Raw genomic sequence first — 22,579 nt, 5'->3', positions numbered from 1 at the left:
TTTCTCTTAAAAAATTGTAGTCGACCGCAACTCGCGGTAAATTAGGAAACGAATTTTAGGATAGCAAAAAAACGTAATAAACAATATGGAACTTCGATCTCCTACAGCGAAAGCGCTCGTCGTACTCGCAGCACTTGTCATCGTCTTCGCCGGCATTAAGGCTGCAAGCGCTATTATGGTGCCATTTTTTCTCTCTGGCTTTATCGCAATAGCGTGCAGCCCTCTGATTAATTGGGCTACACAACGAAAAATACCCAAATGGGTTTCCATTACCTTAGTAATACTGATAATTGTGTTTATTGGCTTTCTTCTTGCCGGACTGGTTGGACAGTCACTCACAGAATTTAAACAAAACCTTCCTGCCTACAAATTAAAACTGGGTGATGAGTTTTCATGGATTGCTGAGCGCCTGGCAGCGTTTAATATCTATGTCGATAGAAACCTGATTGCGTCTTATCTTGATCCCGGTATGGCTATGTCTGTGGCAACTAACTTCATTAGCGGAATGGGCGGGGCGCTATCGAACCTGTTATTAATTTTGCTGACAGTTATTTTCATGCTGTTTGAATCAGACAGTATTCCGAAACGTCTCCATATTGCCTTGGCTGATCCCGATATGAAAATGAAACATGTGGATCGTTTTATTAAGTCGGTTAACAGTTACTTAGCGATTAAAACGGTGGTGAGCTTGGCCACGGGCTTGTTTATTGGGGTTTGGCTGTACGTGATGGATATTGACCACTTTTTACTGTGGGCGGTGCTCGCCTTTATGCTGAACTACATTCCCAACATTGGCTCAATTATCGCAGCCATTCCTGCAGTCATCATCGCGTTTGTACAGTATGGCCTGGCTTCTGCTGGGTTGGTGGCCCTGGGATTCGTGTTGGTCAATACAATCATGGGCAATATGGTAGAGCCCAAGTTATTAGGTAAAGGGATGGGTCTTTCAACGCTGGTTGTATTCTTGTCGTTAATTTTTTGGGGCTGGCTGCTGGGTAGCGTCGGTATGTTGCTATCGGTGCCGCTAACAATGATTGTTAAAATTGCACTTGAATCCAGAGAGGAGAGTCGCTGGTTAGCTGTACTGCTTTCCAGTGAAGGTGAAAAAACGCGCCCACAGTTTTAGTGAGGATAAATGCATTGTGTGGGCAGTGTTATCATCTGAGAGGGTGGTAAACGATGGCGGATAAGGGGCATTCCACAAGGTTTGCCCATTTGATTATAACAATTTTTCTGACTTCGAATAAGTTCGCCTGATCCTTACGAACACATGTGGGATACTCCAGCAGATCAATGCCCAGGCCGTGCCTGCTGCCCACCCCGCCATAACGTCTGTAGGGTAGTGCACCCCTAGATAGACGCGGGTAAAGCCGATAGCAAAGCTTAAAAATAACGCCGTAGCGATAAAATAGGCTTTTTCCAGATTGTTGGAAACGGTCTGCGCGAGCAGCGCACCCAAGGTCATAAAAACAATTGACGAGGTCATCGCATGACCACTGGGAAAACTGTAGGTCATTACATCGACCAGTGCAGAAACCTTGTCCGGTCTGGCTCGCTCAAAAATGTCTTTCAACAGGAAGGTAAGGGCGCCACCCAGAACAGTGGAGAGAGTAAGTAATATCGCCATCCCATACTTCCTAATCAGTAACATGTGCAATACGCATAACACCACAATAAGGGTAAGAACAGGAATTGATCCCAATGAGGTGATTTCCAGTGCCGTTTGCTCTACCCAGAAAGGCCCGATCGCTTGTTCCGGGTTTTCTGCGCTTCTAAAAAAAGTGAGTACTTTGTTTTCGATTTCAAGATAATCACCTTCAGGTGCATCATCGGCAAGCTCGATAAACGTCCAAATTGCAAAGCAGCATATAGCGCTAACGATAATAAATGGAAGGTCAATTGATGCGGGAAAATGTTGCGTTAATTTTTTTAATCTCATTGGCATAACTTCCTTTGCTTAGGGACGTTCAACGTACCTCTTTTCATACTTTCGAACTACACAGGCAGATTATTCTCCTTACTCATTTTCTGAAAAGTGCGATCCTGAGGTTGGTCTGAAATACTCAATTTGCGTTGTTCGCAAACCGATTTAATTAGACCTGCTGCATACATCTTGCTACTCTTTTACATCGTATTTTGTTGCTGTAAGCCAGCGAGGGCTTGATGAACGGAGTTAAAAAAGATAGAACGCCACTCATTGTTGGCGTTGGTGCTTCTGCAGGTGGATTGGACGCGCTAAAACTCTTTTTTGACCATGTTCCAGCCGACGCCAACATCGCATTTATTGTGGTCCAGCATCTTTCTCCAGATCATGAAAGTATCCTCGCTGAAATACTGGCTCGCAAGACCCCGTATAAGTTTTGTCAGGCAAAAGATGGCCAAAAAATTGAATCTGGACACGCATACGTTATCCCTCCGGGCAAATATATTGAAGTTAATGAACATAATATCCGTGTAGTAGATCAGACAGACCATCGTGGTGCGCGAATGGCGATTGACCACCTATTCCGTTCCATGGCCGAAGTTTATAAGTCAAAAGCCGTGGGTTTAGTTTTTTCTGGTGCCGGTAGTGATGGGACCGCTGGATTGAGAGCGCTGAAAGCGGCTGGAGGGCTTGCAGTAGTTCAGGAACCAGACACCGCAGTATATTCCAGCATGCCTATGTCAGCGATCGATGCGGGCGTGGTAGATGAAGTTCTCCCTGTTGAGCAAATTCCGCAATTTTTGATTAAATTCGAGGCGCACCCGTACCATGAATTGGCTAAAGATGACGATTCTTCACTCGATGACCTGAATAAAATCCGTGCGCTGCTTAAAACCCAGGAGAATTTCGACCTGGCACAATATAAGGATAGTACGGTTAAGCGACGCATTTTCCGCAGAATGAGTTTAACTGGGAAAAAATTCGCCAGGGATTACATCGATTTACTGCGAATAAGTCAGGATGAGCGAGATTCGCTAATGCGAGATTTACTGATTAATGTGACTGATTTTTTCCGTGATCGCGAAGCCTTTGAAATGTTAGACAGTAAAGTACTGGCTAATATTGTAGATGAAATTGATGAAGGTGAGGATGTCAGGGTATGGGTAGCGGGTTGTGCAAGTGGTGAAGAAGCTTATACGCTCGCCATGCTGTTAACCGAGCAGATTGAAAAGTCGGGTAAAGATGTTGGGCTGCGCATTTTTGCCACTGACATCGATACGGATGCAATACAAACTGCACGGCGTGGGAGTTATCCCAGTAGTATTATTGCGGAGTTACCGAAGCCATTTATCGACAAGTATTTTGATATGACCAGCGATGGTTATGCCACCATCAGAAGTAAAATTCGCGATAAAATTTCGTTTGCGCAACAAAATGTTTTCAGCGACCCGCCGTTCTCAAAGTTGCACTTGGTAAGTTGTCGTAACTTATTAATTTACCTGCAAAAGACAGCGCAACTGAAGGTGTTGAAGTCATTCTTCTATGCGTTACTTCCGGAAGGCTATTTATTTCTTGGTAGTTCTGAAAGTATTGGAGAAAGAAAGGAACTATTTACTACGTTATCGGCGAAATGGCGAATCTACGGTCGTAAGGAGCGAAATGGGGTGAAAAATTACCCGTCTATTTTACCTACTTTTTTTAGTGATAAAAGTGATAAAAATACATTGCGGAATAAACAACGTCATAAGCCAAGTGGTGATGAAGAACGTGCCATGCAAACGCTTTTACTGGCGGTGAAACCTTCCATCATCGTCGATGAGCAAAACCGCGTCTCGTACTTTCACGGTAACGTAAACAAATTTTTAACCCTGCCCGATGGTCATGCTGGCCTGGATCTTTATTCAATGGTCAATCCGGCTATTCGCACCCGCTTGCGCAGTGGCATTTACAAGGCCAAAAAGACAGGTGAGCGTGTCAGTATTGGACTCCCACGAACGTTGTCACAAACTGGGCCCGAGCTAAATTTTCGTTGCACCATTACGCCCACATCGAGCGGTAAAAAGGAAGATGGGCACGTTATCATCACTTTTGAAGAGCTGCCGTCGACAACTGAGCATACCGATTCTGTCAGCCTTCAGGTCGATCACCATGATCACGACAGTATGATCGATGCCATGGAAAAAGAGCTCAGGGAGACAAAAGAGGAATTACAAAATACGGTCGAAGAGCTGGAAACCAGCACTGAAGAGTTGAAAGCTGCACACGAAGAGGCATTGTCGACCAATGAAGAATTACAATCTTCCAATGAGGAGCTGGAAGCAAGTACCGAAGAACTGCGTTCGTTAAATGAAGAATTAACAACGGTTAATGCACAGCTCAAAGATAAGATCGATGAACTTTCATCGACGCATGATGACATTAAAAACTTTTTCGGCAGTACCAATTTAGCCACCATCTTTCTTTCCAGTGATATGAAAATCAAGCGGTTCACACCTGCTGCGGAAAGGCTACTTAGAATTGGCTCACAGGATATAGACCAACCCATCAATGAGCTTTGTCGCGATTTGATTGATGAAGATACCCTTGAAGAAGCAAAAAGGGTTTTAGACAGTCTGGAGTCAACTGAAAAGCAAATTCATACAGATAATCGCTGGTACGTCAGAAAGATTCTTCCTTACCAAACTGAAACAAGAAAGGTGGATGGAGTTGTCATCACATTTATTGATGTGACTAAATTGAAAGTGACCGCAAACCGATTAAAAGCCAGCAGTGAGCAACATGCGGTTATTGCGAAGCTCGGTCTGAAGGCCCTCAGCAGTGAAGATACAGCGAATTTGATGGACCAGCTTGTGAGAGAAGTGACCCATACACTAAAAGCTGATTTTTGTAAGGTGCTAGAGTATCAGCCTGAACAGGGACAGCTTGTTGTGAGAGCGGGGATCGGCTGGAACAGCGGTGTTGTTGGCAATGCGGCGGTACCCGCTGATAGCGGTTCCCAGGCGGGGTTTACATTAAATACAGCAGAGCCGGTGGTGGTTACCGACCTGGCTACGGAGCAACGTTTTACCGGACCAGACTTGCTTATTGATCACAAAATAGTCAGTGGCATGAGTTGTATCATTGAAAATGGAGACAAACCCTTTGGCGTCCTGGGCGTGCATACCAAAGAGAAGCGCTCCTTTAATCAAGAGGACATGCATTTTCTGGTCTCAGCAGCGAATATCCTCTCTGTCGCATTGCATCGTAAAAGCATGGAGTTACAGCTTAAAAATAATGAGAACCGCTTGCGAATTGCTAAAGACTCCAGTCATATGGGCGCGTTTGAGTGGGCGATGGATACGAACATGATATACTGGGACCCACTCCTGTATGAAATTTGGGGCCTTCGCGGCAATTCTATTACGCTAGATGACTTTTTCAAAGGCGTGCATGAAGATGACAGAGACGCCATTCAACTCGAAATTGAAAGTGCCATGAACCCAAAAAGTGATGGTCATTATCACGCTATTTACCGAGTGGTTCACTCGTTCACTCAGAAGGTCGTCTGGGTAGAAGCGAATGGACAAGTATTATTCGAAAACGACAAACCAGTTAGAATGATTGGCATGGTAGGAGATATTACACGCCAACGGAAACTGGAATCCTCGTTGAAAAATGCGATAAAAGAGTTGCAGGAAGCGGATGAAAAGAAAAACGATTTTCTGGCGACGTTAGGGCACGAAATCCGCAATCCGCTGGCGTCGATTAGCGGGGCGGTACAGATTTTAGAACATGATAAATCAAAGCTGGATTGGGCACTAAATTCGATGAGGAGCAACGTCACTCTTGTGTCTTCCTTGCTGGATGAGCTACTTGACCTGACGCGTATTTCCCGAGGTGAGGTAAAACTGGACAAATCACTGGTAGATATTAACCAGTTATTAAGAGAAATCGTAGAAAACTTCTCATCCGCAGTGCGTCAAAATAATCAGACTATTAATTTAGCTTTACCTAAAGAGACTATTGAGTCGAAAATCGATCGCACGCGCATACAGCAAGTCGTTAACAATGTGATCAATAACGCGTCAAAATTTACCCCTGAATTTGGCGTTATTGACGTTGAACTAGTTCGTTCTAAAGACCTCTTTATTATCAATGTCAGAGACTCCGGGATTGGTCTTGATATGGAATATAAAGACAAGGTGTTTGAACCTTTTCAGCAGATTAAAAATGAAAGTGAGAGAAAAAATACGGGCCTAGGGATAGGGCTTTCATTAGTAAAACAGATTGCTGAATTGCATGGTGGTTCCGTTTCAATTCATAGCGAAGGCAAGAATAAGGGCGCGTTGGTTTCACTGATCCTGCCCATACTGGCTGATTTTACCGACAATGATAGTGTTACCATTCATCCCTACGAAAGTAAAAAAGCGTCAACCTTAAAAAACATGCAAAAATTGCGCGTCATGTTGGTGGACGACAATGAAACGGTAGCCGATGGCCTGGGGATGATTCTTGACCTTAAGGGGTGCGAAGTTAAAGTGTTTAATACCGGCAGCGAAGCGGTGCAAAATTATAGCGCGTTTGAACCTAATGTGGCTTTACTGGATATCGGTTTACCCGATATGAGTGGGATAGAGCTGATCAAGTTGCTAAAGCCTAACCTGCCCGAAAAAACGTTGTTTCTGGCGGTCACAGGGTATGGTCATCTAGAGGCGAAAAGAAGTACACAAGCAGCAGGTTTCGATGGACACTTTAATAAACCGGTCAGTGTTGAAACCATTTTAAACGAATTGGAAAGGTTTGCAGAATCGCTTTAACGCGCGGGGTGCAGGCACATCAAATAAGTAGCGGCCCCGAACAATGCTGGTTTCGTTTTAAAACTATAGTTTGAGGTGAACGGGCAGCTGTAGCGTGATTTTCGCACCGTCAAGCGATGATGTTTCAATCAGCAGTCTGCCCTGATAAATGCTAACTAAATCCGCCACTACAGCCATGCCTATACCTTGACCTTCGGCATAGGTGTCGAGTCTCGTTCCACGTTGCAATAGTTTTTCACGTTGATCTTCAGGAATTCCAGGTCCATCATCTTCTACGCTGATCTCAAGCCAGTTATCTGAGTGTGTCAATGATACGTGAATGTTTGTTTTGGCTGCTTTTGCGGCATTATCCAGCACATTCCCGAGCATCTCCATCAGGTCCGTTTTATCGCCATGGAATACAGTGTCCGCCCCGGACACCTTTATCGAAAGAGACTTTTCTCGGTATATTTTTGCGATTGCCTGCGTGACCTGATTGACAATGGGGAGAATACTTACCCCTGCTTGCCAGCTGGATTTTGCGATAGTGGCACGTTTGAGTTGACGACGAATAAGATGGTCTATCTGCGTCAGCGCGTCGCGCGCTTCCTCGGGTAAATGCGGTGTACCAAGTGCTACCGCTAACGGTGTTTTCAGACTATGGGCAAGATCGTCCAGACTATTTTTATAGCGTGTGCGTTGATCTTCTTCAATCTGAATTAATTGATTGATACTGGATTGCAAGCCCGAGAATTCAACGGGATAATGATGCGTAAGCCGAGTTTGTTTTCCCCTTGCCATTAAGCTGATTTCATTAATTAATTCTCTGACTGGCGCAAGCAACAAGGCCATGCCAATTAACATCAATGTAAGCAAAGCAAAGGCAAGCAATGACAACCATTGCCACACCGTTTTGAGAAACGCGTCGCGCTCCTGATTAAATTCGGTTTTATCATTGAAGATATAAAAGTGCACCGGCTCAAAGTCTTCCGCCCCGGCGAATTCGGCGGTAAACGCATAGGCGAAGTGACTGCGTTTTCTGTCGAAGCGAGCAGTGTAATCGACTAAAAATAATTCGTCACCTACGGCCGGTGACAGCGGAGGCTGAGTAATATCGTAGTGCAATGCAGAAGCAGATTGCCAAACGGTTTTATTACGAAATCGAATTAGGCCGATATAACCTGAATCGGGCAGGTTGAGCTGTTCCTCATACAAGATTTCCGGCATGTAGGGGATATTGCCATCAAGCTCGAACGCCGAGATTAATGCCAGACTCATTAACTTAAGTTCGTCCTGCTTGGCCTGGGTTAAACTGGCGGTGTACGCCTTATCGAGCGTTAAAACGGTGAGGGGAATGAACAGCGTGAGTGCAATAAGCGCCAGAATAATTGCACGAAGCTGAAGGGACAAGCCCTTCATAAGTCTCTATTTATCCTGTAACCCCGTCCTCTCAATGTTTCAATGGGCTTAAGGGTATTTTCCGGGTCGATTTTTTTACGGAGACGTCCAACAAACACTTCTATCACGTTGCTATCTAAATCAAAGTCCTGATCATAAATATGTTCAGTTAATTCAGTTTTAGAAATGACTTTCTGGGGGTTCATCATCAGGTATTGCATGACCCTGTATTCGTAAGCGGTCAATTCAAGTGCCTGACCATTTACCCGAATTTCTTCACTGACCGTATCCAGCTCTATCGGCCCCACCTGAATAACAGGGTTTGCTTGTCCTGAAGAACGACGGATAAGTGCTTTAACGCGCGCCAGCAGCTCTTCTTCATGAAACGGTTTCGTCAGATAGTCATCGGCACCAGAATCAAGGCCTTCTACTTTTTCCTGCCAGCGATCACGCGCCGTTAATATAAGGATAGGGCAACGCACATTATTTTGACGGGCGCGCTGGATAACTTCAAACCCATCTAATTTGGGCAAGCCAATATCAATAACCGCTAAGTCATAGGGGTATTCATTCAAGTGAAACAGCGCACGTTCGCCATCATCGGCTAAATCGACGCTGTAGCCATTGCGTTGCATAAGCCGGTCGAGTTGTGTCAGTAGTCTACTATCATCTTCAGCTATGAGAATACGCATTAACGTCTTTTATCCTTTTCCTGAGGTGGGCTGACTTCACCGGAGCGTCTGTCTACATCCACAGAGACAACGCGGCCTGACTTTTTCAACACCTTGACGCGAAAATTGTCTTTATTTTTTTCAACCCGTAACACCCGGCCGTTAACCTGCTGTGTGGCGCGCTCAGCAGCCTGGGCTTTATCTAACTGGTCATCATTTGTATTTTGCTGTTGGGCATAGCTCGGCACGCTGATAAAACACAACAGCACGGTTAACAGCAATACACGCCGAATCAACGATTTCATAACCCCTCTTAAAAGACCTGACATCACCTTTCTGGTAATCGTATCTTATGTCGCCCGCAAACAAGCTCTTTTGCTAATCCTAGCATAGAAAATTTTGATGAACATATGCTGAATTGTGCAATTTTAAGTGGGTCTAATCGGAATAGTAATACTTAAAAGTTATTAATGAGCAATCTGATCCCCTCTTTATCTCGTTTACATTGCTGAACATCGTTTACAACTACGCTTTTTTCAACAAGGAGTGCGAAATATGTCAACAGATATTCGAACGAAAATGTGGAAAGCCATGGCAGAAAGTCCCAACGTAATGGTGAGTCTGGTCAATGCAAAAGATCACGCAGAACCCATGCATGCTCAACTGGATAAAGACGCAGACCATGAGTTTTGGTTTTATACAAAAAAAGATAACCGAATCGCTCCGGGTGGACCTGCAATGGCCTGTTTCAGTGGGAAAAGTCATGAAGTTTTTGCCTGCATCAAAGGGCGCTTGGTGGAAGAGACTCGCCAGGAAATTATTGATAAATATTGGTCGAAACAAGTCGAGGCCTGGTATGACGAAGGTAAAGACGACCCAGCGTTAAAAATGATGCGTTTTGAGTTGGATAATGCTGAAATCTGGAATGCTGACCCGGGAATTAAAGGAGTATTTAAATTAATGACTGGCAAACGCATGAAGGAAGATGACATGGGCGAGCACGCAAAGGTTAACTTGTAACGCGTTAATCACTGGCAAAAAGGGCGCACGATAGAACCTTGCGCCCTGTTGTCCGTTTTATGACATATCTGGCAGAGCCTGAATTAGTTAATTGCCAGCTTATGAAGACCAGCGTGCATTTACAACTTAAGGTAACACCATTTTAAAAGGTTTAACTTCCACTCTTTCGTATACATCGGCTTTGATGTAGGGATCGTCATCTGCCCAGGTTTTGGCGGCGTCCAACGATTCAAACTCGGCAACAATGAGTGATCCAGTAAATCCTGCTGGGCCAGGGTCAGCAGCATCCAGAGCGGGAAAAGGACCTGCTAAGACCAACCTGCCTTCATCCTTCAGAGCATTCAGCCGGACTAAGTGAGCAGCTCGTACCGCCAGTCTTTTGTCAAGACTATCTTTCTTATCCGTTGCGTTGATCATATAAAGCATATTAGTCCTTCTGTGTCGCAGCTTTCATTGCGTGCACAAAGTCACTGAGCTTATTCAGCATCTGTTGCTTATCATGCAAATTATTTTCAATTATGTTCACCGTAGCAGACCCACTTATTGCGCCAGCAGCGCCTTCTACTATGGCTTGCTTGACCTGTTCAGGCCGCGATATGCCAAAACCCAATAGACTTGGTGCGCTGTTGGCTTGTTGCAGCTTATTCAACAGCGCTCGTGCGTCAAGGTTTGCATCTGTTTCTGCACCAGTAACCCCTGCACGGCCCAGCACATAAGTATAGCCAGTGGAGGCCGCAGCTACTTCTTTTAGGGACTCATCCGATGCATTGGGAGGCGCAATTAAAATTTGCTCAATTCCCGTGTTATCAGCAGCTTGCTTGAACGGAGCCACTTCCCTTAACGGGACATCGGCAATCAAAATAGAGTCGACACCTGCATCCCTGGCACGTTGGTAAAATGTTTCGATCCCTTTGGCTAAAACCAGATTGCTGTAAAGAAGTAAGCCGAACGGAATGTCAGGATATAGGGCGCGAACTTTTGTTAAGATTTCAAAACATTGAGGAGGGGTTGCCCCTTCTTTTAACGCCCTGATCGCGGCTTTCTGAATAGTGGGTCCATCCGCAATAGGATCAGAGTAGGGGAAACCCAACTCCAAAGCATCAGCGCCGCTATCAATAAGCTGGCAGATGATTTCAAAAGAGGTGTCTGGATCAGGATCACCAATCATGACGAAAGGCACAAATGCCCCTTGCTTGCGTTCATTTAGCTGCTTAAAAAGTGTTTTATATCTATCCATTGACTTCGTCTCCCAAAATTTTGGTAACGTGCGCAAGGTCTTTGTCGCCACGACCAGAAAGGTTTACAACCAGTATGGTTTCTTGTTCTGCTTCGTCGGCCATATTCAGTGCATGTGCCAGCGCATGGGATGACTCAAGTGCGGGAATAATGCCTTCTTTTCTGGCCAGCAACTGAAACGCATGCAGTGCCTCTTCGTCGGTGACCGCAACATATTCAGCTCGGCCTGTTTGGGCTAGATGGGCATGCTGAGGGCCAACCGCAGGATAATCTAATCCAGCTGATACGGAATAACTCTCCTCAATTTGTCCCTCTTGATCTTGCATGATAAAGGTATGAGAACCATGCAAAATACCTTTGCTTCCTTTACAAATTGTCGCCCCATGCAAATGGGTGTGTAGTCCTTTCCCTGCTGGTTCTACGCCTATCAGTTTAACTTCAGGTTGTTCAATAAAGTCGGCAAACATACCGATGGCGTTGGAACCACCGCCGACACAGGCGATCAAGGCGTCAGGTAAACGTCCCTCTTTATCCATTACCTGCTGGCGAATCTCTTCGCCCATCATGCGATGGAATTCACGCACAATAGTTGGGAAGGGGTGCGGGCCTGCAGCAGTACCCAACAGATAATGGGCTTTGTCGTAGTTGGCTGACCAGTCACGCATAGCTTCGTTAACTGCGTCTTTGAGCGTACCCGAACCCGCACTGACCGGGATCACTTCAGCGCCCATTAAGCGCATGCGAAACACATTCGGTGCTTGCCGCTCAACATCTTTTTCGCCCATATAAATTCGTGCTTTAAGACCCAGTAATGCGCAGGCTAACGCAGTCGCTACGCCATGTTGTCCGGCACCGGTTTCAGCAATGACTTCGGTTTTACCCATCCGTTTTGTCAGCAGTGCCTGACCTAACACCTGATTGGTTTTATGCGCACCACCGTGCAACAGGTCTTCTCGCTTCAGGTACAGTTTTACCAACGGATTACTGACCAGATTTTTAGTCAGGGTGAGTGGCGTTGGCCGACCCGCGTAATCATTAAGTAATCCGGTAAACTCCTGCTGAAAAGAAGCATCCTCACGGGCGTCAATAAATGCCTGCTCTAATTGGTCTAGTGCAGGAACCAATAACTCAGGGACATACATGCCACCAAATTCGCCGAATCTTGACTCAAGTTTGTTCATGTTAAATCCTGTATTTACTAATAGTCGCGTACACTGTCAAACAGTGCTTCGATTTTGCTGGTTGACTTATCACCTGGTTGGTGCTCAACCCCTGAATTCACATCAATAATTGCAGCTCCTGTGGCCACTGCGGCTTTGACGTTCTCAGGTGAAATACCTCCAGCGAGAATGATTTTTTGTTTATTTTCAATGTGATTGATTAGTTGCCAGTTGAACTGATTACCTGTGCCACCGAACGAGTCGTTGACCTGACAATCGAGCAAGATCATGTCAATCGATTCGCAATGCATAATTGATTCAAACTGATCCGGTAACGTATCGGTTACCCCTACGGCTTGCCAGATCTCACACGTTTCTGGTAGCAATTGTTTTAAATTACCTCTGAATTCAGCCGATGTGGCAAAATGTAACTGCACCGCATGCAGCGAAAGCGTGCGCGCCTTTTGCGCGATATCCGATTCCGAGGTAGCGGTAAATACACCCACGTAGCGACCAGGAGCGGTCGAGGTAATATGTTGCGCCTGCTGCTCTGAAATGCAACGAGGTGATTGTCGGGCGAAGATGAGCCCAGCGTATGTTGCGCCACTATCAAATACGCATTGGGCATCGGCTGAGGTGGTTATTCCACACACCTTGAAAGCGCCGAATACCAGTTTGCGTACAGCAAGTGGCAGGTCTGCTTGCGCCATTAACGAACTACCCACCAAAAAACCGTCACAATAAGGAGCGAGAGAAAGTACATCTTGGTGGGTATAAATACCTGATTCTGATACCACTACAAACTCGTGACTGGCGTTTTTAAGCAAAGGAACCAGTCGCTTAGTCGTATTAAGGTCGGTTGAGAGGTCACGCAGGTTACGGTTATTGATGCCAATAATGCTGGCTTTAAGTTCAATAGCACGCGACATCTCTTCATCATTGCTTACTTCGGTCAGGATATCGAGGTTAAGCGCTTCAGCTGCTTTTGCGAGCTGTCTGTATTCGTTATCGCTAAGAACACTGAGCATCAGCAGGATCGCATCGGCCTGATAATACCGGGCCAGATAAACCTGCATTTCATCAATGAAAAAATCTTTGTTAATAACAGGTACTGACACTCTGCTGGTAACGTGACCTAAGTATTCGTATTTGCCCTGGAAAAATTTCTCATCGGTAAGCACCGAAATTGCATTGGCATAAGGTTCATAGGCATCAAGAATCTCATCAAGATCGAAGGGTTCACGAATTAACCCTTTAGAAGGTGATGCTTTCTTACATTCCAAAATAAAGCTTGCAGGAGAAGATTTAAGTGCGTCGAACAAACTTCTCTCCGAAGGTACTAACGTAGACTTAATCTGCTCAATGTCTAAGTCGCGCTTTTTAAGTGCAAGCTCTTTGCGCTTGTTATCAACAATCGTTTCTAAAATATTAGGCATTTTTCACCTGCTGTTGCGACAATGCTGCTACGGTTTCTAAGGTGGTGATTGCTTTGCCCTCTTGCATAACTGACATAGCTAATTCGGTGCCTTGCTCAAACGATTGCACCTTGTCAGTTAATTTTAAAAGGGCAGCGCAGTTCATTGCGATAGCAGCACGATGCGCTTCTTGTCCTTCACCCGCCAGTGCTGCTTTGATCATTTCATAATTGTCGGCAGGATCGCCACCTTCTATTGCCTTGATGGGGTACTGCGATAAGCCGAAATCGGCGGGAGTCACGGTTAAACGTCGAATATCGCCATGCTCAAGGTCTAGGATAATAGACTCGCCGTGCAAGGCAAGTTCATCCAGCCCACTGCCATGTACAATCATCGCCCGATGCTGGCCTAACAACATCAAAGTACGGGCATATTTTTCCAGTAAGTCCGGGCTGTACACACCAAATAAACCATGACTGGGACCAGCTGGGTTGGCGAGTGGACCGAGGATATTGAAAATTGTCCGGGTTTTTAATTCCGCTCTAACTGGCGCCGCGTGGCGCATGCCTGCATGATACACGGGTGCGTATAAAAAGCAGAAATTGGCATCGTCAAGGCAGCTTCTGGCAATAGAGGGAGGCATTTCCAGTTCAATGCCACACTGACGAAAGAGATCGGCAGAACCAGAGCGACTGGAAACACTGCGGTTTCCATGTTTTGCTACTTTCACTCCACATGCGGCGGCGAGGACGGCTGCGGCGCTGGAAATATTGATGGTATTGTGTCCATCGCCCCCGGTGCCAACAATATCGGCAAAGGCGTAATCTGGTGTCGGGAAAGGCGTAGCATTCGCTATCATGGCACTCACTGCACCGGCAATTTCATCCGCCGATTCGGTTTTGAGTTTTAAGGCGGTCAGCACTGCCGCGATAATCGTATCCGGTTGTTCGCCGTGCATTATGCTGTTGAACAGCGTGAATGACTGCGCCTGTGTCAGGTTTTCCTGAGCATACAGTTTGTTCAATATGGGTGAAATATCAAGCATGTGCACTCTCTTTAGCGGTTAGAAACGCGATACTTTGACGCAATAAGGTGCTGCCTGTCGCGGTTAAAATTGATTCAGGATGAAATTGAAAGCCCAGCATTCTATCTGCCTCAGCTAACACGGCCATTGGACTTTCTTCGAAATCAGCAATACAACGCAGGGAAGGGGGAAGTGATGTGGCTACCAGTGAGTGATAGCGGGCTACCACCAGTGGCTTGGGTAAATTGGCAAAAGCACCTGAACCATCATGATTAATTGAAGAGGCTTTCCCATGCATCACTGTTGTGGCCCGACTCACTATGCCACCGTAATGCTCCACGATTGCCTGATGACCAAGGCAGATACCCAATACGGGAAAAACACCGGCGACGGACTGTAATAGTTCTGGCACACAGCCAGCCTGATGAGGCGCGCCCGGCCCAGGTGAGAGCATCAATAATACAGGCTTTTCTGCCGCTTTGCGCTGCATTCTCTCAAATATGTACTCGGCACTTACCGTGTTGCGATAAATGATAAGTTCGAAATCCAGTGCGCGTAGTTCATCTACCAGATTGTAAGTAAATGAATCGACATTATCGATAAGGAAGATACAGATATCGCTATTCATCAGACTGCTCCCTGCATAATATTGGTGGCTTGAACCGCGCTGATAACCGCCTGCGCTTTGCTTCGTGTTTCGTCGGCTTCAGCCTGAGGATCAGAATCATAAACTACACCAGCTCCTGCTTGAATGTAGGCAATTTTATTGCGCACGAAGGCGGACCGGATCACGATGCAGGTATCCATGTCACCGTGTCCATTGACATAGCCCACAGCCCCACCGTAGCTGCCCCTTCTTTTTTGTTCGACCTCACGAATTAAGGTCGCGGCACTCACTTTAGGGGCGCCTACTAATGTACCCATGTTCATACAAGCCTGATAGGCATGCAGAGCATCCAAATCGTTTCGAAGCTGTCCCACTACCCGCGAGACCAGATGCATAACATGTGAATAGCGATCCACTTGCAATAAATCTTTTACAAACCGGCTCCCCGGTTCGCTGACTTTGGCCACATCATTGCGCGCTAAATCCACTAGCATAATATGTTCTGCTTTCTCTTTGTCATCGTTTCTAAGGTCAAGTTCAATGCGACTGTCCAAATCAGCGTCAATGCTGCCATCGGGTCGTTTGCCGCGCGCCCGCGTGCCTGCAATCGGATAGATTTCCACCTGATTAGTTTGCCTTTCGTACTTCAGCGCTGATTCAGGAGATGCACCAAACATGGAAAAATCTCTATCCTGCAGGTAAAACATATACGGACTCGGATTGGTTTGTTTGAGCCTGGCGTAGGACTGTCGTGGAGAAGGACAGGGCAGAGAAAAGGTACGTGAAGGCACAACCTGAAAGATATCGCCGGCCAGAATATGCTCCTTTAAATTTAACACGTCCTGTTTAAATGTGTCGTCAGATTTATCGACGGCAACTTCTGAACCCGTTTCAACAGCTAACGAGTGGGTGTCAGTAGTGACCAGCTGACCGAGTTGATGACTTATCTGCTCAAGCTTCTGAGATACAGAAAAGTAGCTCTGAGCCACGTTTTCCCCACTGAATACACTGCCTAATAATTCAGTTTGTTGTGTTTTGTGATTGGTGATCAGTAAGGTTTCCGCCACATAGAAAACGTAATCTGGGCAACTGTTTTCACTGGATTCTACGCTAGGCAGGGTTTCAAATGTGGCCAACAAATCATAAGCGAATGCCCCACCTAAAAATAGCGCATGGGGATGCTCGCGAAGAGCAGTTATTGATTGTAACAGCACTCTCAGGCCATCAAAAACGCTGACAGCTTTTAGGCGGTTATCTTCATCACAATCGGCTGCGGTGCGGGGCACCGACAGATACAATGTATGCTCTTCTTCGGTGATGTTCACCCCTTCCGGGCAATGTTTTCTGAACAGAGGAAGTACGCTCAGCCCATTGTCGTTTAATGCTTCGCAGATAATTATGTTCTCATTACATTCGATACGCAAAGCAGCATCAATTAACAGCAAACTTTGCAATTCGTCCTTGCTTTCAATTTCTGCTGACTCCAGTAGCAGTGAAGGCTTGCCTTCTTCACATAGCATCTCAAATGCCTGCAGAGGATCATTTACGTACTGACAAGGTCGAATGATAGTTTCTACCATCCCTGGTTGACTGCCTAACTCGGCTAAACTCATTTTATGCAACTCCTGAATCGTAAAACAAAAAAAGGCCCGTTAAAACGGGCCTTTTCTTAAAAAACACACACCAACGCATGCTCCGCCCGCTAAGAGAGGGAGTGCCACCACCAGTTAATTAAAGTCATTGAGGAGACCGCGGCTATTTGCATGGTTACTGACTACCTAATTCTAAAAAATGGGTAAACTTGGTTAGGATTCAACGTGCTTAGCACGTATACTGTTATTAATAGAAGAAAACAAAAAGGCAGTTGTGTCAACCGATAATTTGCAAAAACAGTTAAAAATTGATCTGCACAGTCATACCAAACTTTCTGACGGTCACCTTTCTCCGGAAGAATTGGTTGCGCGTGCGCACACCATGCAAGTAGATGTGCTAGCGATAACCGACCACGATACAGTAGCAGCTCTGAAAGCGGCGCACGAGTTTCAGCGTAGTCAGAGCCGTCACCTTCGTATTGTTAACGGAGTAGAAATATCGTGTAGCTGGCATGGGTTTGATATTCATGTGGTGGGCTTAAACATTGAGCCGTTAAATGCAGACATACAAACGTTTTTAGCGAATCAAGCTGATATTCGCCATGAGCGTGCACTTAAAATTGGCGAAAAGCTGGCTAAGTGTGGCTTCGAAGGTGTTACCGAAAAAGCGCTTGCCCTTGCCGGAGGCGGGCAGGTAACACGGGCACATTTTGCCAGAGTGTTGGTGGCCGACTATCAGGTGGCTTCAATGGATACGGTTTTTAAAAAATATCTGGGTAAAGGAAAGCGTGCATTTTACAAGGCACAATGGCCTGAGATTAAACAAGCGGTGGCCGTGATAAAACAGGCGGGTGGTCAGGCCGTGCTTGCTCATCCTGCACATTATGATATGTCAACTAAGTGGTTGCGCAGATTGGTCGCTGATTTTAGCTATGCAGGTGGCGATGCTATCGAAACAGCGTTTCCTGGCATGGCTGCGGATAAGCGTCGCATCATCAATGAACTGACGACAGAACATAATTTACTGGCCTCAGCAGGTTCAGATTTTCACTTTCCCTCACGATGGACAGAGCTGGGACGTAATCTGCACATTGATGACGCCTTAACGCCAATCTGGCATAATTGGAACATTGCATATTCTGGATAATTTTATGAGTCAGTATTTTGTGATTCACCCTGACAATCCTCAGCAACGATTGATAAATCAAGCCTGTGATCTCATTCGCAGTGGTGAAGTGGTGGTTTATCCCACCGATTCAGGTTATGCCATAGGTTGTCAGATGGACGATAAAAAAGCCCTCGACAAACTCTGTATGGTTAGACGTATTGATATCGAGCATCAATTTACGCTGATGTGTCGGGATATGTCTGAGTTATCTGTTTACGCAAAGGTGGACAACACCGTTTTCAGATTAATGAAAAATAATACCCCCGGACCTTACACCTTTATCCTTAAGGCTACGCGGGAAGTACCTAAACGTTTGCAAAATCCCAAGCGAAAAACCATAGGTATGCGGGTTCCGGGCAATAATATTGCACAACGCTTGTTAGAAACACTGAATGAACCGATGATGTCTACCTCACTGATTCTGCCAGGTGAGACAATGGCAGAGTCGGATCCAGAAGAGATACGCACGAAGCTGGAAAAACGCGTCGGTCTTATCATCGATGGGGGGTGTCTTGGTGAGCAACCTACCACGGTAATTGACCTGTCTGAAGATGAGCCAGTGATAGTGCGTGAGGGGGCCGGGGATACGTCACCCTTCCTATGAACCCGCGAGCGTCGGACGATGATGTCCAGGAAGTGACGCCAACTGAGGCGCAATCCCCCTCTCTTGCTGAGCCGGTGCAACAACCGTTGCCACTGGCGTTCATCAATGGTGAAGCGTTAATAGAAAAACCGCAGGACCTGTACATTCCGCCAGATGCACTAGAGGTCATTCTGGAAGCGTTTGAAGGGCCATTAGACTTGTTGCTGTACCTCATTCGCAAACAAAAATTTGATATCACCACGTTACCCGTTGCACAGATAACCAGTCAGTACATGGAATACGTCGAGGTGATGAAGTCAGTTAAACTTGAGCTGGCGGCAGAATATCTTCTGATGGCGGCTATTCTGGCAGAAATCAAATCGCGGCTGTTGTTACCGCGAAGACCTGATGATAGCGACGACGAAGATGATCCACGTGCGGAATTAATTCGTCGCTTAAAAGAGTACGAGGTATTGAAAAAAGCGGCTCAGGAACTGGACGAGCAACCCCGTTTGGAAAGAGACGTATTTTTATGTGAGGTGATACTGGATGAAGCGGTACAGCCGATTAAAATTTCCCCCAGTGTCAGCTTACAAGAGGTAGTATTGGCATTTAGTCATGCAATGAAGCGAGCTGCCGCGTTTGAGCATCACACTATCGAGCGTGAATCACTCAGTACGCGAGAGCGCATGTCGGCGATCCTGGCCACCTTAAGCGAACATGAATTTACCCCAATGGAACGCTTATTCACGATAAACGAAGGCAAGCCGGGCGTTGTCGTTTCATTTCTGGCAATTTTAGAATTGGTAAAAGAGCAGCTGATAATTTGTATACAGGCAGGGCCTTATAACAAAATTCATGTTAAATTAGGCAGCCATGAAAAAGATTAATCATCAACAACTGAAACAGCTAGTTGAGGCGACAATTTTTGTTGCTCAGAAATCGGTTTCTGAAAAGCTTTTACGGGATACGGTGCTAGCAGATTTTACAGTGAGTGATCGGGCGCTTAAAAAAGTGCTCAAAGAACTTCAGTTAGACTATCGGCCTCGAGGTATCCAATTGATTAAAGTGGCTGGAGGGTACCGGTTTCAGTCATTAGACAGTCTCAGTCCGTTTCTTAGCTTATTGTGGCAGGAGAATGCGCCCAAGTATTCCCGCGCAATGATGGAAACGCTTGCTTTGATCGCCTATCGGCAACCCATCACCCGGGGTGAAATTGAACAGATTCGCGGCGTAGCTGTCAGCAGTAATATTATGAAAACATTGGCAGAGCGCGGTTGGGTGCGCAGTGTTGGGCACAAGGAAGTACCGGGTCGACCGGCTTTATACGCTACCACCACTGCATTTTTAGATTATTTTTCATTAGGTTCGTTAGCGGAATTACCTTCGGCCGATGCATTTGATGCCCTGGCACAACAAAATGATCAGGCCAAAACGAACCACGTATTAACAGAGTCGGCTAATCAAGAACATGCTTCATTAGCCACTATATCAGAGTAAAGAGCCAAAGCACCAATGAGCGAAAAATTACAAAAAGTTCTGGCAAATCAAGGTTTAGGGTCCCGTCGTGAGATGGAGCGCTGGATCGACGAAGGTCGCGTGTCAGTTGATGGCAAAGTGGCGACACTGGGTGATCGCGTAGAGCCTGCGGCACAGATTCGTGTGGACGGGCATTTGCTTTCACGGCAGACTGAGAAACCAGTGTGCCGGGTGCTGATGTATAACAAACCCGAAGGTGAAATCTGTACTCGGCATGACGAAGAAGGACGCACTACGGTGTTTGAACGATTACCCACCATCCGCCTGGGACGCTGGATTGCGGTGGGACGCCTGGATATTAACACCAGTGGGTTGCTTTTGTTTACCAATGATGGAGAGCTTGCCAACCGTTTGATGCATCCCAAATGTGAAGTCGAAAGAGAATACGCAGTTAGGGTATTCGGAGAGGTCAGTCAACAGACTTTAAATACACTGCAAAAAGGGGTTCAGCTGGAGGATGGCGAAGCTAAATTTACCAGCATTAAAGCGCGTCCGTCTGACGAAGACAGCATGAATCACTGGTATAACGTCACTTTGTCAGAAGGCAAAAACCGCGAAGTAAGACGGCTTTGGGAGTCACAGGGTGCACAGGTAAGTCGGCTTATTCGGGTCAAGTACGGCACCATAGAATTGCAAAAACGCTTGCCTCAGGGCGCATGGGTCGAATTGCCGCTTGAGGAAGTCAACTCATTACGCAAACTGGTTCAGTTGCCAAATGAAACGGACAGTCTGGTGGATGCCCGCCAGAATAAACTTGATCATGCTCGTCTTAGCCGTATGCGCCGCTCGGTAAAAAAACATCGTACGCGCAATGCTGAAGGCAAAAACAAGCAAAGCACCCATTCATTTGAACCGGCAGTGGCACCGCGTAAAAACGATAAAAAAAGAAGAAAATCACGTTAGTTCTAAGCGTGGCCTGAGTTCACGCGCTCATTCATTTTTCTATAAGGATTGGCTTTGACACAACTCAATGCACAACTTGCATTTATTCGCGAACTCGATCGTCTTAAAAGCGTTCGTCGACAGGCGTTGATCAAATCAGATAACAATCGTCAGGAAAACAGCGCTGAACACAGCTGGCATATTGCTTTAACTGCTGTCACGCTGCAAGAGTATGCTGAAGAGGATATTGATATCAGCCGAGTGATTCAAATGCTGCTCATTCATGATGTGGTCGAAATTGATGCCGGTGACACCTTTGCTTTTGCAGCAATCGACGATTTGAACGCACAGGAAGAAAAAGAATTGCAGGCCGCCCACCGCATCTTCGGCTTGTTACCTGAAGCTCAATCGCAATCCATGTTGGCCTTATGGCTGGAATTTGAGAAGGCCGAATCGGCTGATGGTCGTTTTGCCAAAGCGATAGATCGTATATTACCGTTAATCCAAAACGTGCAAAACAGTGGTGGAAGTTGGGCAAGACACAAGGTAAAAAAATCGCAAGTGCTCGCGAGGAATCAATATTTAGACGGTCTGGCACCTAAATTATGGGACTATGTGTGCGAGCAAATTGATGTGGCTGAAGCGAAAGGGTGGTTGATCAGTTAATTCCTTTTACTTTTCATTTTCGCTCTCGGGCCAGGTCTGCTCTATCATAGCTCATACTTACAGTCACTATTACTCAGGACATCAAAGTTCTTTTTAATAGTGATTATTTCATCACGATGGTTCTGCAAAAAATCATTAAACTGATTAAGAATACCTTCGTGATGGAGAGTAGACATCTGATAACTGACTAACGCCTGACTGACACTACGATACACGTCAACTGTCTCTACATCGTGCCCGAGCTCTCTTACCTCATGTCTTATTGCGCTGTAATCTAAATCCAGGCCATCCACCATCTCGTTTAGCAACATGCGGGTCAGCACTTTGGTAGAGCTGTCAGTGATCAGCTCCATCTCACCCCTTTCAATCCGTGAACGCCAGTGATTAGAGGGGGTAAAGCCAAACAAGGTACCAATACTTTTTATTTCTGACGGCGGTTTATCGGCGTTCTTTGCCAGCACGATAGTGGAATTGCAAAGCTGCAGTACAGGACTACTAAATTTTAATTCAGGGTGTAGCTTGTCCGTCCACGTCGGATTGTCTGGAATGCGAAAATCAATGCCTCCATCATCGTACCAGGATGAAAATCGGTGGATAGGCAACGGAATAAACTCGATACTAATGCCTTGTTTTTCTTCAAATAAGCGCAAGATACTGGCAAGTACGCCTTTATTTTCAGGCGCTCTGAAGTCTTGTAATGGATAATAAGGCACATCTTCAACCCCAACACGGTATATACGTTCGGGCTCAGCGACAATGTGAGTAGAAACAATAAACAAAGCGAGCAACGAAGCTACCTGGTACTTAAATACATTCATAAGGCGAGCGGCCGCTCCTTCACAACGAGACTCATAAATAGCGTGGATCTCAAGAGACTACCTCGACGTAGGCATAATGTCTTTTATAGTTTTAAAATTTA

The 22,579-nt window shown here is 46.0% G+C and carries 21 protein-coding genes; 9 read left to right on the top strand and 12 right to left on the bottom strand.

Going from position 1 to position 22,579, the window contains the following annotated elements; translation table 11 throughout:
* The first annotated feature begins 85 nt into the window (after positions 1–85).
* Positions 86–1,126: an AI-2E family transporter gene (locus tag HCJ96_RS02445; RefSeq protein ID WP_169209425.1), complete on the top strand. Its 1,041-nt coding sequence runs from the start codon at positions 86–88 to the stop codon at positions 1,124–1,126.
* Positions 1,127–1,219: 93 nt separating this feature from the next.
* Here the strand turns inward: HCJ96_RS02445 and HCJ96_RS16430 are convergent, their stop codons facing one another.
* Entirely contained in the window at positions 1,220–1,939 is a 720-nt protein-coding gene (locus HCJ96_RS16430; protein ID WP_169209424.1) for a phosphatase PAP2 family protein, read from the bottom strand.
* Positions 1,940–2,163: 224 nt separating this feature from the next.
* Here HCJ96_RS16430 and HCJ96_RS02435 point away from each other — a divergent pair, with 224 nt between their 5' ends.
* Complete coding sequence (locus HCJ96_RS02435; protein ID WP_169209423.1) at positions 2,164–6,720, top strand: chemotaxis protein CheB; 4,557 nt, start codon at positions 2,164–2,166, stop codon at positions 6,718–6,720.
* Positions 6,721–6,783: 63 nt separating this feature from the next.
* On the opposite strand, the gene HCJ96_RS02430 is transcribed toward HCJ96_RS02435, so the two are convergent.
* From HCJ96_RS02430 to HCJ96_RS02420, 3 genes are read right to left on the bottom strand one after another with little or no spacing between them, the layout of a single operon-like run.
* Complete coding sequence (locus HCJ96_RS02430; protein WP_169209422.1) at positions 6,784–8,118, bottom strand: ATP-binding protein; 1,335 nt, start codon at positions 8,116–8,118, stop codon at positions 6,784–6,786.
* Positions 8,115–8,789 carry a response regulator transcription factor gene (locus tag HCJ96_RS02425; protein ID WP_169209421.1) on the bottom strand — a complete coding sequence of 225 codons (675 nt, stop codon included), beginning with the start codon at positions 8,787–8,789 and terminating at the stop codon, positions 8,115–8,117. Before HCJ96_RS02425 ends, HCJ96_RS02430 begins: the two co-directional genes overlap by 4 nt.
* Positions 8,789–9,073: a PepSY domain-containing protein gene (locus HCJ96_RS02420; RefSeq protein WP_169209420.1), complete on the bottom strand. Its 285-nt coding sequence runs from the start codon at positions 9,071–9,073 to the stop codon at positions 8,789–8,791. The genes HCJ96_RS02425 and HCJ96_RS02420 overlap by 1 nt, the downstream gene beginning before the upstream one ends.
* Positions 9,074–9,323: 250 nt before the next feature.
* On the opposite strand from HCJ96_RS02420, the gene HCJ96_RS02415 reads away from it, so the two are divergent.
* Positions 9,324–9,788, top strand: a complete 465-nt coding sequence (locus tag HCJ96_RS02415; protein ID WP_169209419.1) for a pyridoxamine 5'-phosphate oxidase family protein — start codon at positions 9,324–9,326, stop codon at positions 9,786–9,788.
* 126 nt (positions 9,789–9,914) lie between these two features.
* On the opposite strand, the gene HCJ96_RS02410 is transcribed toward HCJ96_RS02415, so the two are convergent.
* Genes HCJ96_RS02410 through HCJ96_RS02380 form a run of 7 tightly spaced genes read right to left on the bottom strand, consistent with a single transcriptional unit; the run spans position 9,915 to position 16,843 of the window.
* Positions 9,915–10,214, bottom strand: coding sequence for a YciI family protein (locus HCJ96_RS02410; protein ID WP_169209418.1), 300 nt, complete (start codon positions 10,212–10,214; stop codon positions 9,915–9,917).
* 1 nt (position 10,215) lies between these two features.
* A complete protein-coding gene (gene trpA, locus HCJ96_RS02405; protein WP_169209417.1) occupies positions 10,216–11,025 on the bottom strand; it encodes a tryptophan synthase subunit alpha in 810 nt (269 codons plus the stop codon).
* Complete coding sequence (trpB, locus tag HCJ96_RS02400; protein ID WP_169209416.1) at positions 11,018–12,205, bottom strand: tryptophan synthase subunit beta; 1,188 nt, start codon at positions 12,203–12,205, stop codon at positions 11,018–11,020. Before trpB ends, trpA begins: the two co-directional genes overlap by 8 nt.
* A 17-nt stretch (positions 12,206–12,222) precedes the next feature.
* On the bottom strand, positions 12,223–13,620 hold the full coding sequence (gene trpCF / locus HCJ96_RS02395; RefSeq protein ID WP_169209415.1) for a bifunctional indole-3-glycerol-phosphate synthase TrpC/phosphoribosylanthranilate isomerase TrpF: 1,398 nt from the start codon (positions 13,618–13,620) through the stop codon (positions 12,223–12,225).
* Positions 13,613–14,644: an anthranilate phosphoribosyltransferase gene (gene trpD / locus HCJ96_RS02390; protein WP_169209414.1), complete on the bottom strand. Its 1,032-nt coding sequence runs from the start codon at positions 14,642–14,644 to the stop codon at positions 13,613–13,615. Before trpD ends, trpCF begins: the two co-directional genes overlap by 8 nt.
* Entirely contained in the window at positions 14,637–15,251 is a 615-nt protein-coding gene (locus tag HCJ96_RS02385) for an aminodeoxychorismate/anthranilate synthase component II (RefSeq protein WP_169209413.1), read from the bottom strand. Before HCJ96_RS02385 ends, trpD begins: the two co-directional genes overlap by 8 nt.
* A complete protein-coding gene (locus HCJ96_RS02380; protein ID WP_169209412.1) occupies positions 15,251–16,843 on the bottom strand; it encodes an anthranilate synthase component 1 in 1,593 nt (530 codons plus the stop codon). Before HCJ96_RS02380 ends, HCJ96_RS02385 begins: the two co-directional genes overlap by 1 nt.
* Before the next feature lie 253 nt (positions 16,844–17,096).
* Here HCJ96_RS02380 and HCJ96_RS02375 point away from each other — a divergent pair, with 253 nt between their 5' ends.
* Genes HCJ96_RS02375 through HCJ96_RS02350 form a run of 6 tightly spaced genes read left to right on the top strand, consistent with a single transcriptional unit; the run spans position 17,097 to position 21,660 of the window.
* Entirely contained in the window at positions 17,097–17,969 is an 873-nt protein-coding gene (locus tag HCJ96_RS02375) for a PHP domain-containing protein (RefSeq protein ID WP_343034637.1), read from the top strand.
* A gap of 4 nt (positions 17,970–17,973) precedes the next feature.
* Positions 17,974–18,594, top strand: a complete 621-nt coding sequence (locus tag HCJ96_RS02370) for an L-threonylcarbamoyladenylate synthase (protein WP_169209411.1) — start codon at positions 17,974–17,976, stop codon at positions 18,592–18,594.
* A complete protein-coding gene (locus tag HCJ96_RS02365) occupies positions 18,591–19,463 on the top strand; it encodes a segregation and condensation protein A (protein ID WP_169209410.1) in 873 nt (290 codons plus the stop codon). The genes HCJ96_RS02370 and HCJ96_RS02365 overlap by 4 nt, the downstream gene beginning before the upstream one ends.
* The gene (scpB, locus tag HCJ96_RS02360) at positions 19,450–20,073 is read left to right on the top strand and encodes an SMC-Scp complex subunit ScpB (protein WP_169209409.1); all 624 of its coding nucleotides are present in this window, start codon (positions 19,450–19,452) and stop codon (positions 20,071–20,073) included. The genes HCJ96_RS02365 and scpB overlap by 14 nt, the downstream gene beginning before the upstream one ends.
* A gap of 15 nt (positions 20,074–20,088) precedes the next feature.
* Positions 20,089–21,015: a 23S rRNA pseudouridine(2605) synthase RluB gene (rluB, locus tag HCJ96_RS02355; protein WP_169209408.1), complete on the top strand. Its 927-nt coding sequence runs from the start codon at positions 20,089–20,091 to the stop codon at positions 21,013–21,015.
* Positions 21,016–21,069: 54 nt separating this feature from the next.
* Complete coding sequence (locus tag HCJ96_RS02350) at positions 21,070–21,660, top strand: HD domain-containing protein (protein WP_169209407.1); 591 nt, start codon at positions 21,070–21,072, stop codon at positions 21,658–21,660.
* 44 nt (positions 21,661–21,704) lie between these two features.
* Here HCJ96_RS02350 and HCJ96_RS02345 read toward each other — a convergent pair whose 3' ends face one another.
* Positions 21,705–22,478, bottom strand: a complete 774-nt coding sequence (locus HCJ96_RS02345; RefSeq protein ID WP_169209406.1) for a type 2 periplasmic-binding domain-containing protein — start codon at positions 22,476–22,478, stop codon at positions 21,705–21,707.
* Between the last annotated feature and the right edge of the window lie 101 nt (positions 22,479–22,579).

It is taken from the genome of Alteromonas ponticola (assembly GCF_012911815.1).
GTDB lineage: Bacteria > Pseudomonadota > Gammaproteobacteria > Enterobacterales > Alteromonadaceae > Alteromonas > Alteromonas ponticola.
The sequence above is the reverse complement of the archived record's forward strand: the minus strand, read 5'-3'. Positions and strand labels throughout refer to the sequence as shown.

Bases quoted from the DNA above. Each gene is read 5' to 3' on its own strand.
- trpB (WP_169209416.1), bottom strand. From the start codon at position 12,205: ATGAACAAACTTGAGTCAAGATTCGGCGAATTTGGTGGCATGTATGTC.
- HCJ96_RS02385 (WP_169209413.1), bottom strand. From the start codon at position 15,251: ATGAATAGCGATATCTGTATCTTCCTTATCGATAATGTCGATTCATTT.
- HCJ96_RS02345 (WP_169209406.1), bottom strand. From the start codon at position 22,478: ATGAATGTATTTAAGTACCAGGTAGCTTCGTTGCTCGCTTTGTTTATT.
- HCJ96_RS02430 (WP_169209422.1), bottom strand. From the start codon at position 8,118: ATGAAGGGCTTGTCCCTTCAGCTTCGTGCAATTATTCTGGCGCTTATT.
- trpD (WP_169209414.1), bottom strand. From the start codon at position 14,644: ATGCTTGATATTTCACCCATATTGAACAAACTGTATGCTCAGGAAAAC.
- HCJ96_RS02415 (WP_169209419.1), top strand. From the start codon at position 9,324: ATGTCAACAGATATTCGAACGAAAATGTGGAAAGCCATGGCAGAAAGT.
- scpB (WP_169209409.1), top strand. From the start codon at position 19,450: ATGAAAAAGATTAATCATCAACAACTGAAACAGCTAGTTGAGGCGACA.
- HCJ96_RS02380 (WP_169209412.1), bottom strand. From the start codon at position 16,843: ATGAGTTTAGCCGAGTTAGGCAGTCAACCAGGGATGGTAGAAACTATC.
- HCJ96_RS02435 (WP_169209423.1), top strand. From the start codon at position 2,164: ATGAACGGAGTTAAAAAAGATAGAACGCCACTCATTGTTGGCGTTGGT.
- HCJ96_RS02410 (WP_169209418.1), bottom strand. From the start codon at position 10,214: ATGCTTTATATGATCAACGCAACGGATAAGAAAGATAGTCTTGACAAA.
- HCJ96_RS02365 (WP_169209410.1), top strand. From the start codon at position 18,591: ATGAACCCGCGAGCGTCGGACGATGATGTCCAGGAAGTGACGCCAACT.
- HCJ96_RS16430 (WP_169209424.1), bottom strand. From the start codon at position 1,939: ATGAGATTAAAAAAATTAACGCAACATTTTCCCGCATCAATTGACCTT.
- HCJ96_RS02370 (WP_169209411.1), top strand. From the start codon at position 17,974: ATGAGTCAGTATTTTGTGATTCACCCTGACAATCCTCAGCAACGATTG.
- HCJ96_RS02420 (WP_169209420.1), bottom strand. From the start codon at position 9,073: ATGAAATCGTTGATTCGGCGTGTATTGCTGTTAACCGTGCTGTTGTGT.
- rluB (WP_169209408.1), top strand. From the start codon at position 20,089: ATGAGCGAAAAATTACAAAAAGTTCTGGCAAATCAAGGTTTAGGGTCC.
- trpCF (WP_169209415.1), bottom strand. From the start codon at position 13,620: ATGCCTAATATTTTAGAAACGATTGTTGATAACAAGCGCAAAGAGCTT.
- HCJ96_RS02425 (WP_169209421.1), bottom strand. From the start codon at position 8,789: ATGCGTATTCTCATAGCTGAAGATGATAGTAGACTACTGACACAACTC.
- trpA (WP_169209417.1), bottom strand. From the start codon at position 11,025: ATGGATAGATATAAAACACTTTTTAAGCAGCTAAATGAACGCAAGCAA.
- HCJ96_RS02445 (WP_169209425.1), top strand. From the start codon at position 86: ATGGAACTTCGATCTCCTACAGCGAAAGCGCTCGTCGTACTCGCAGCA.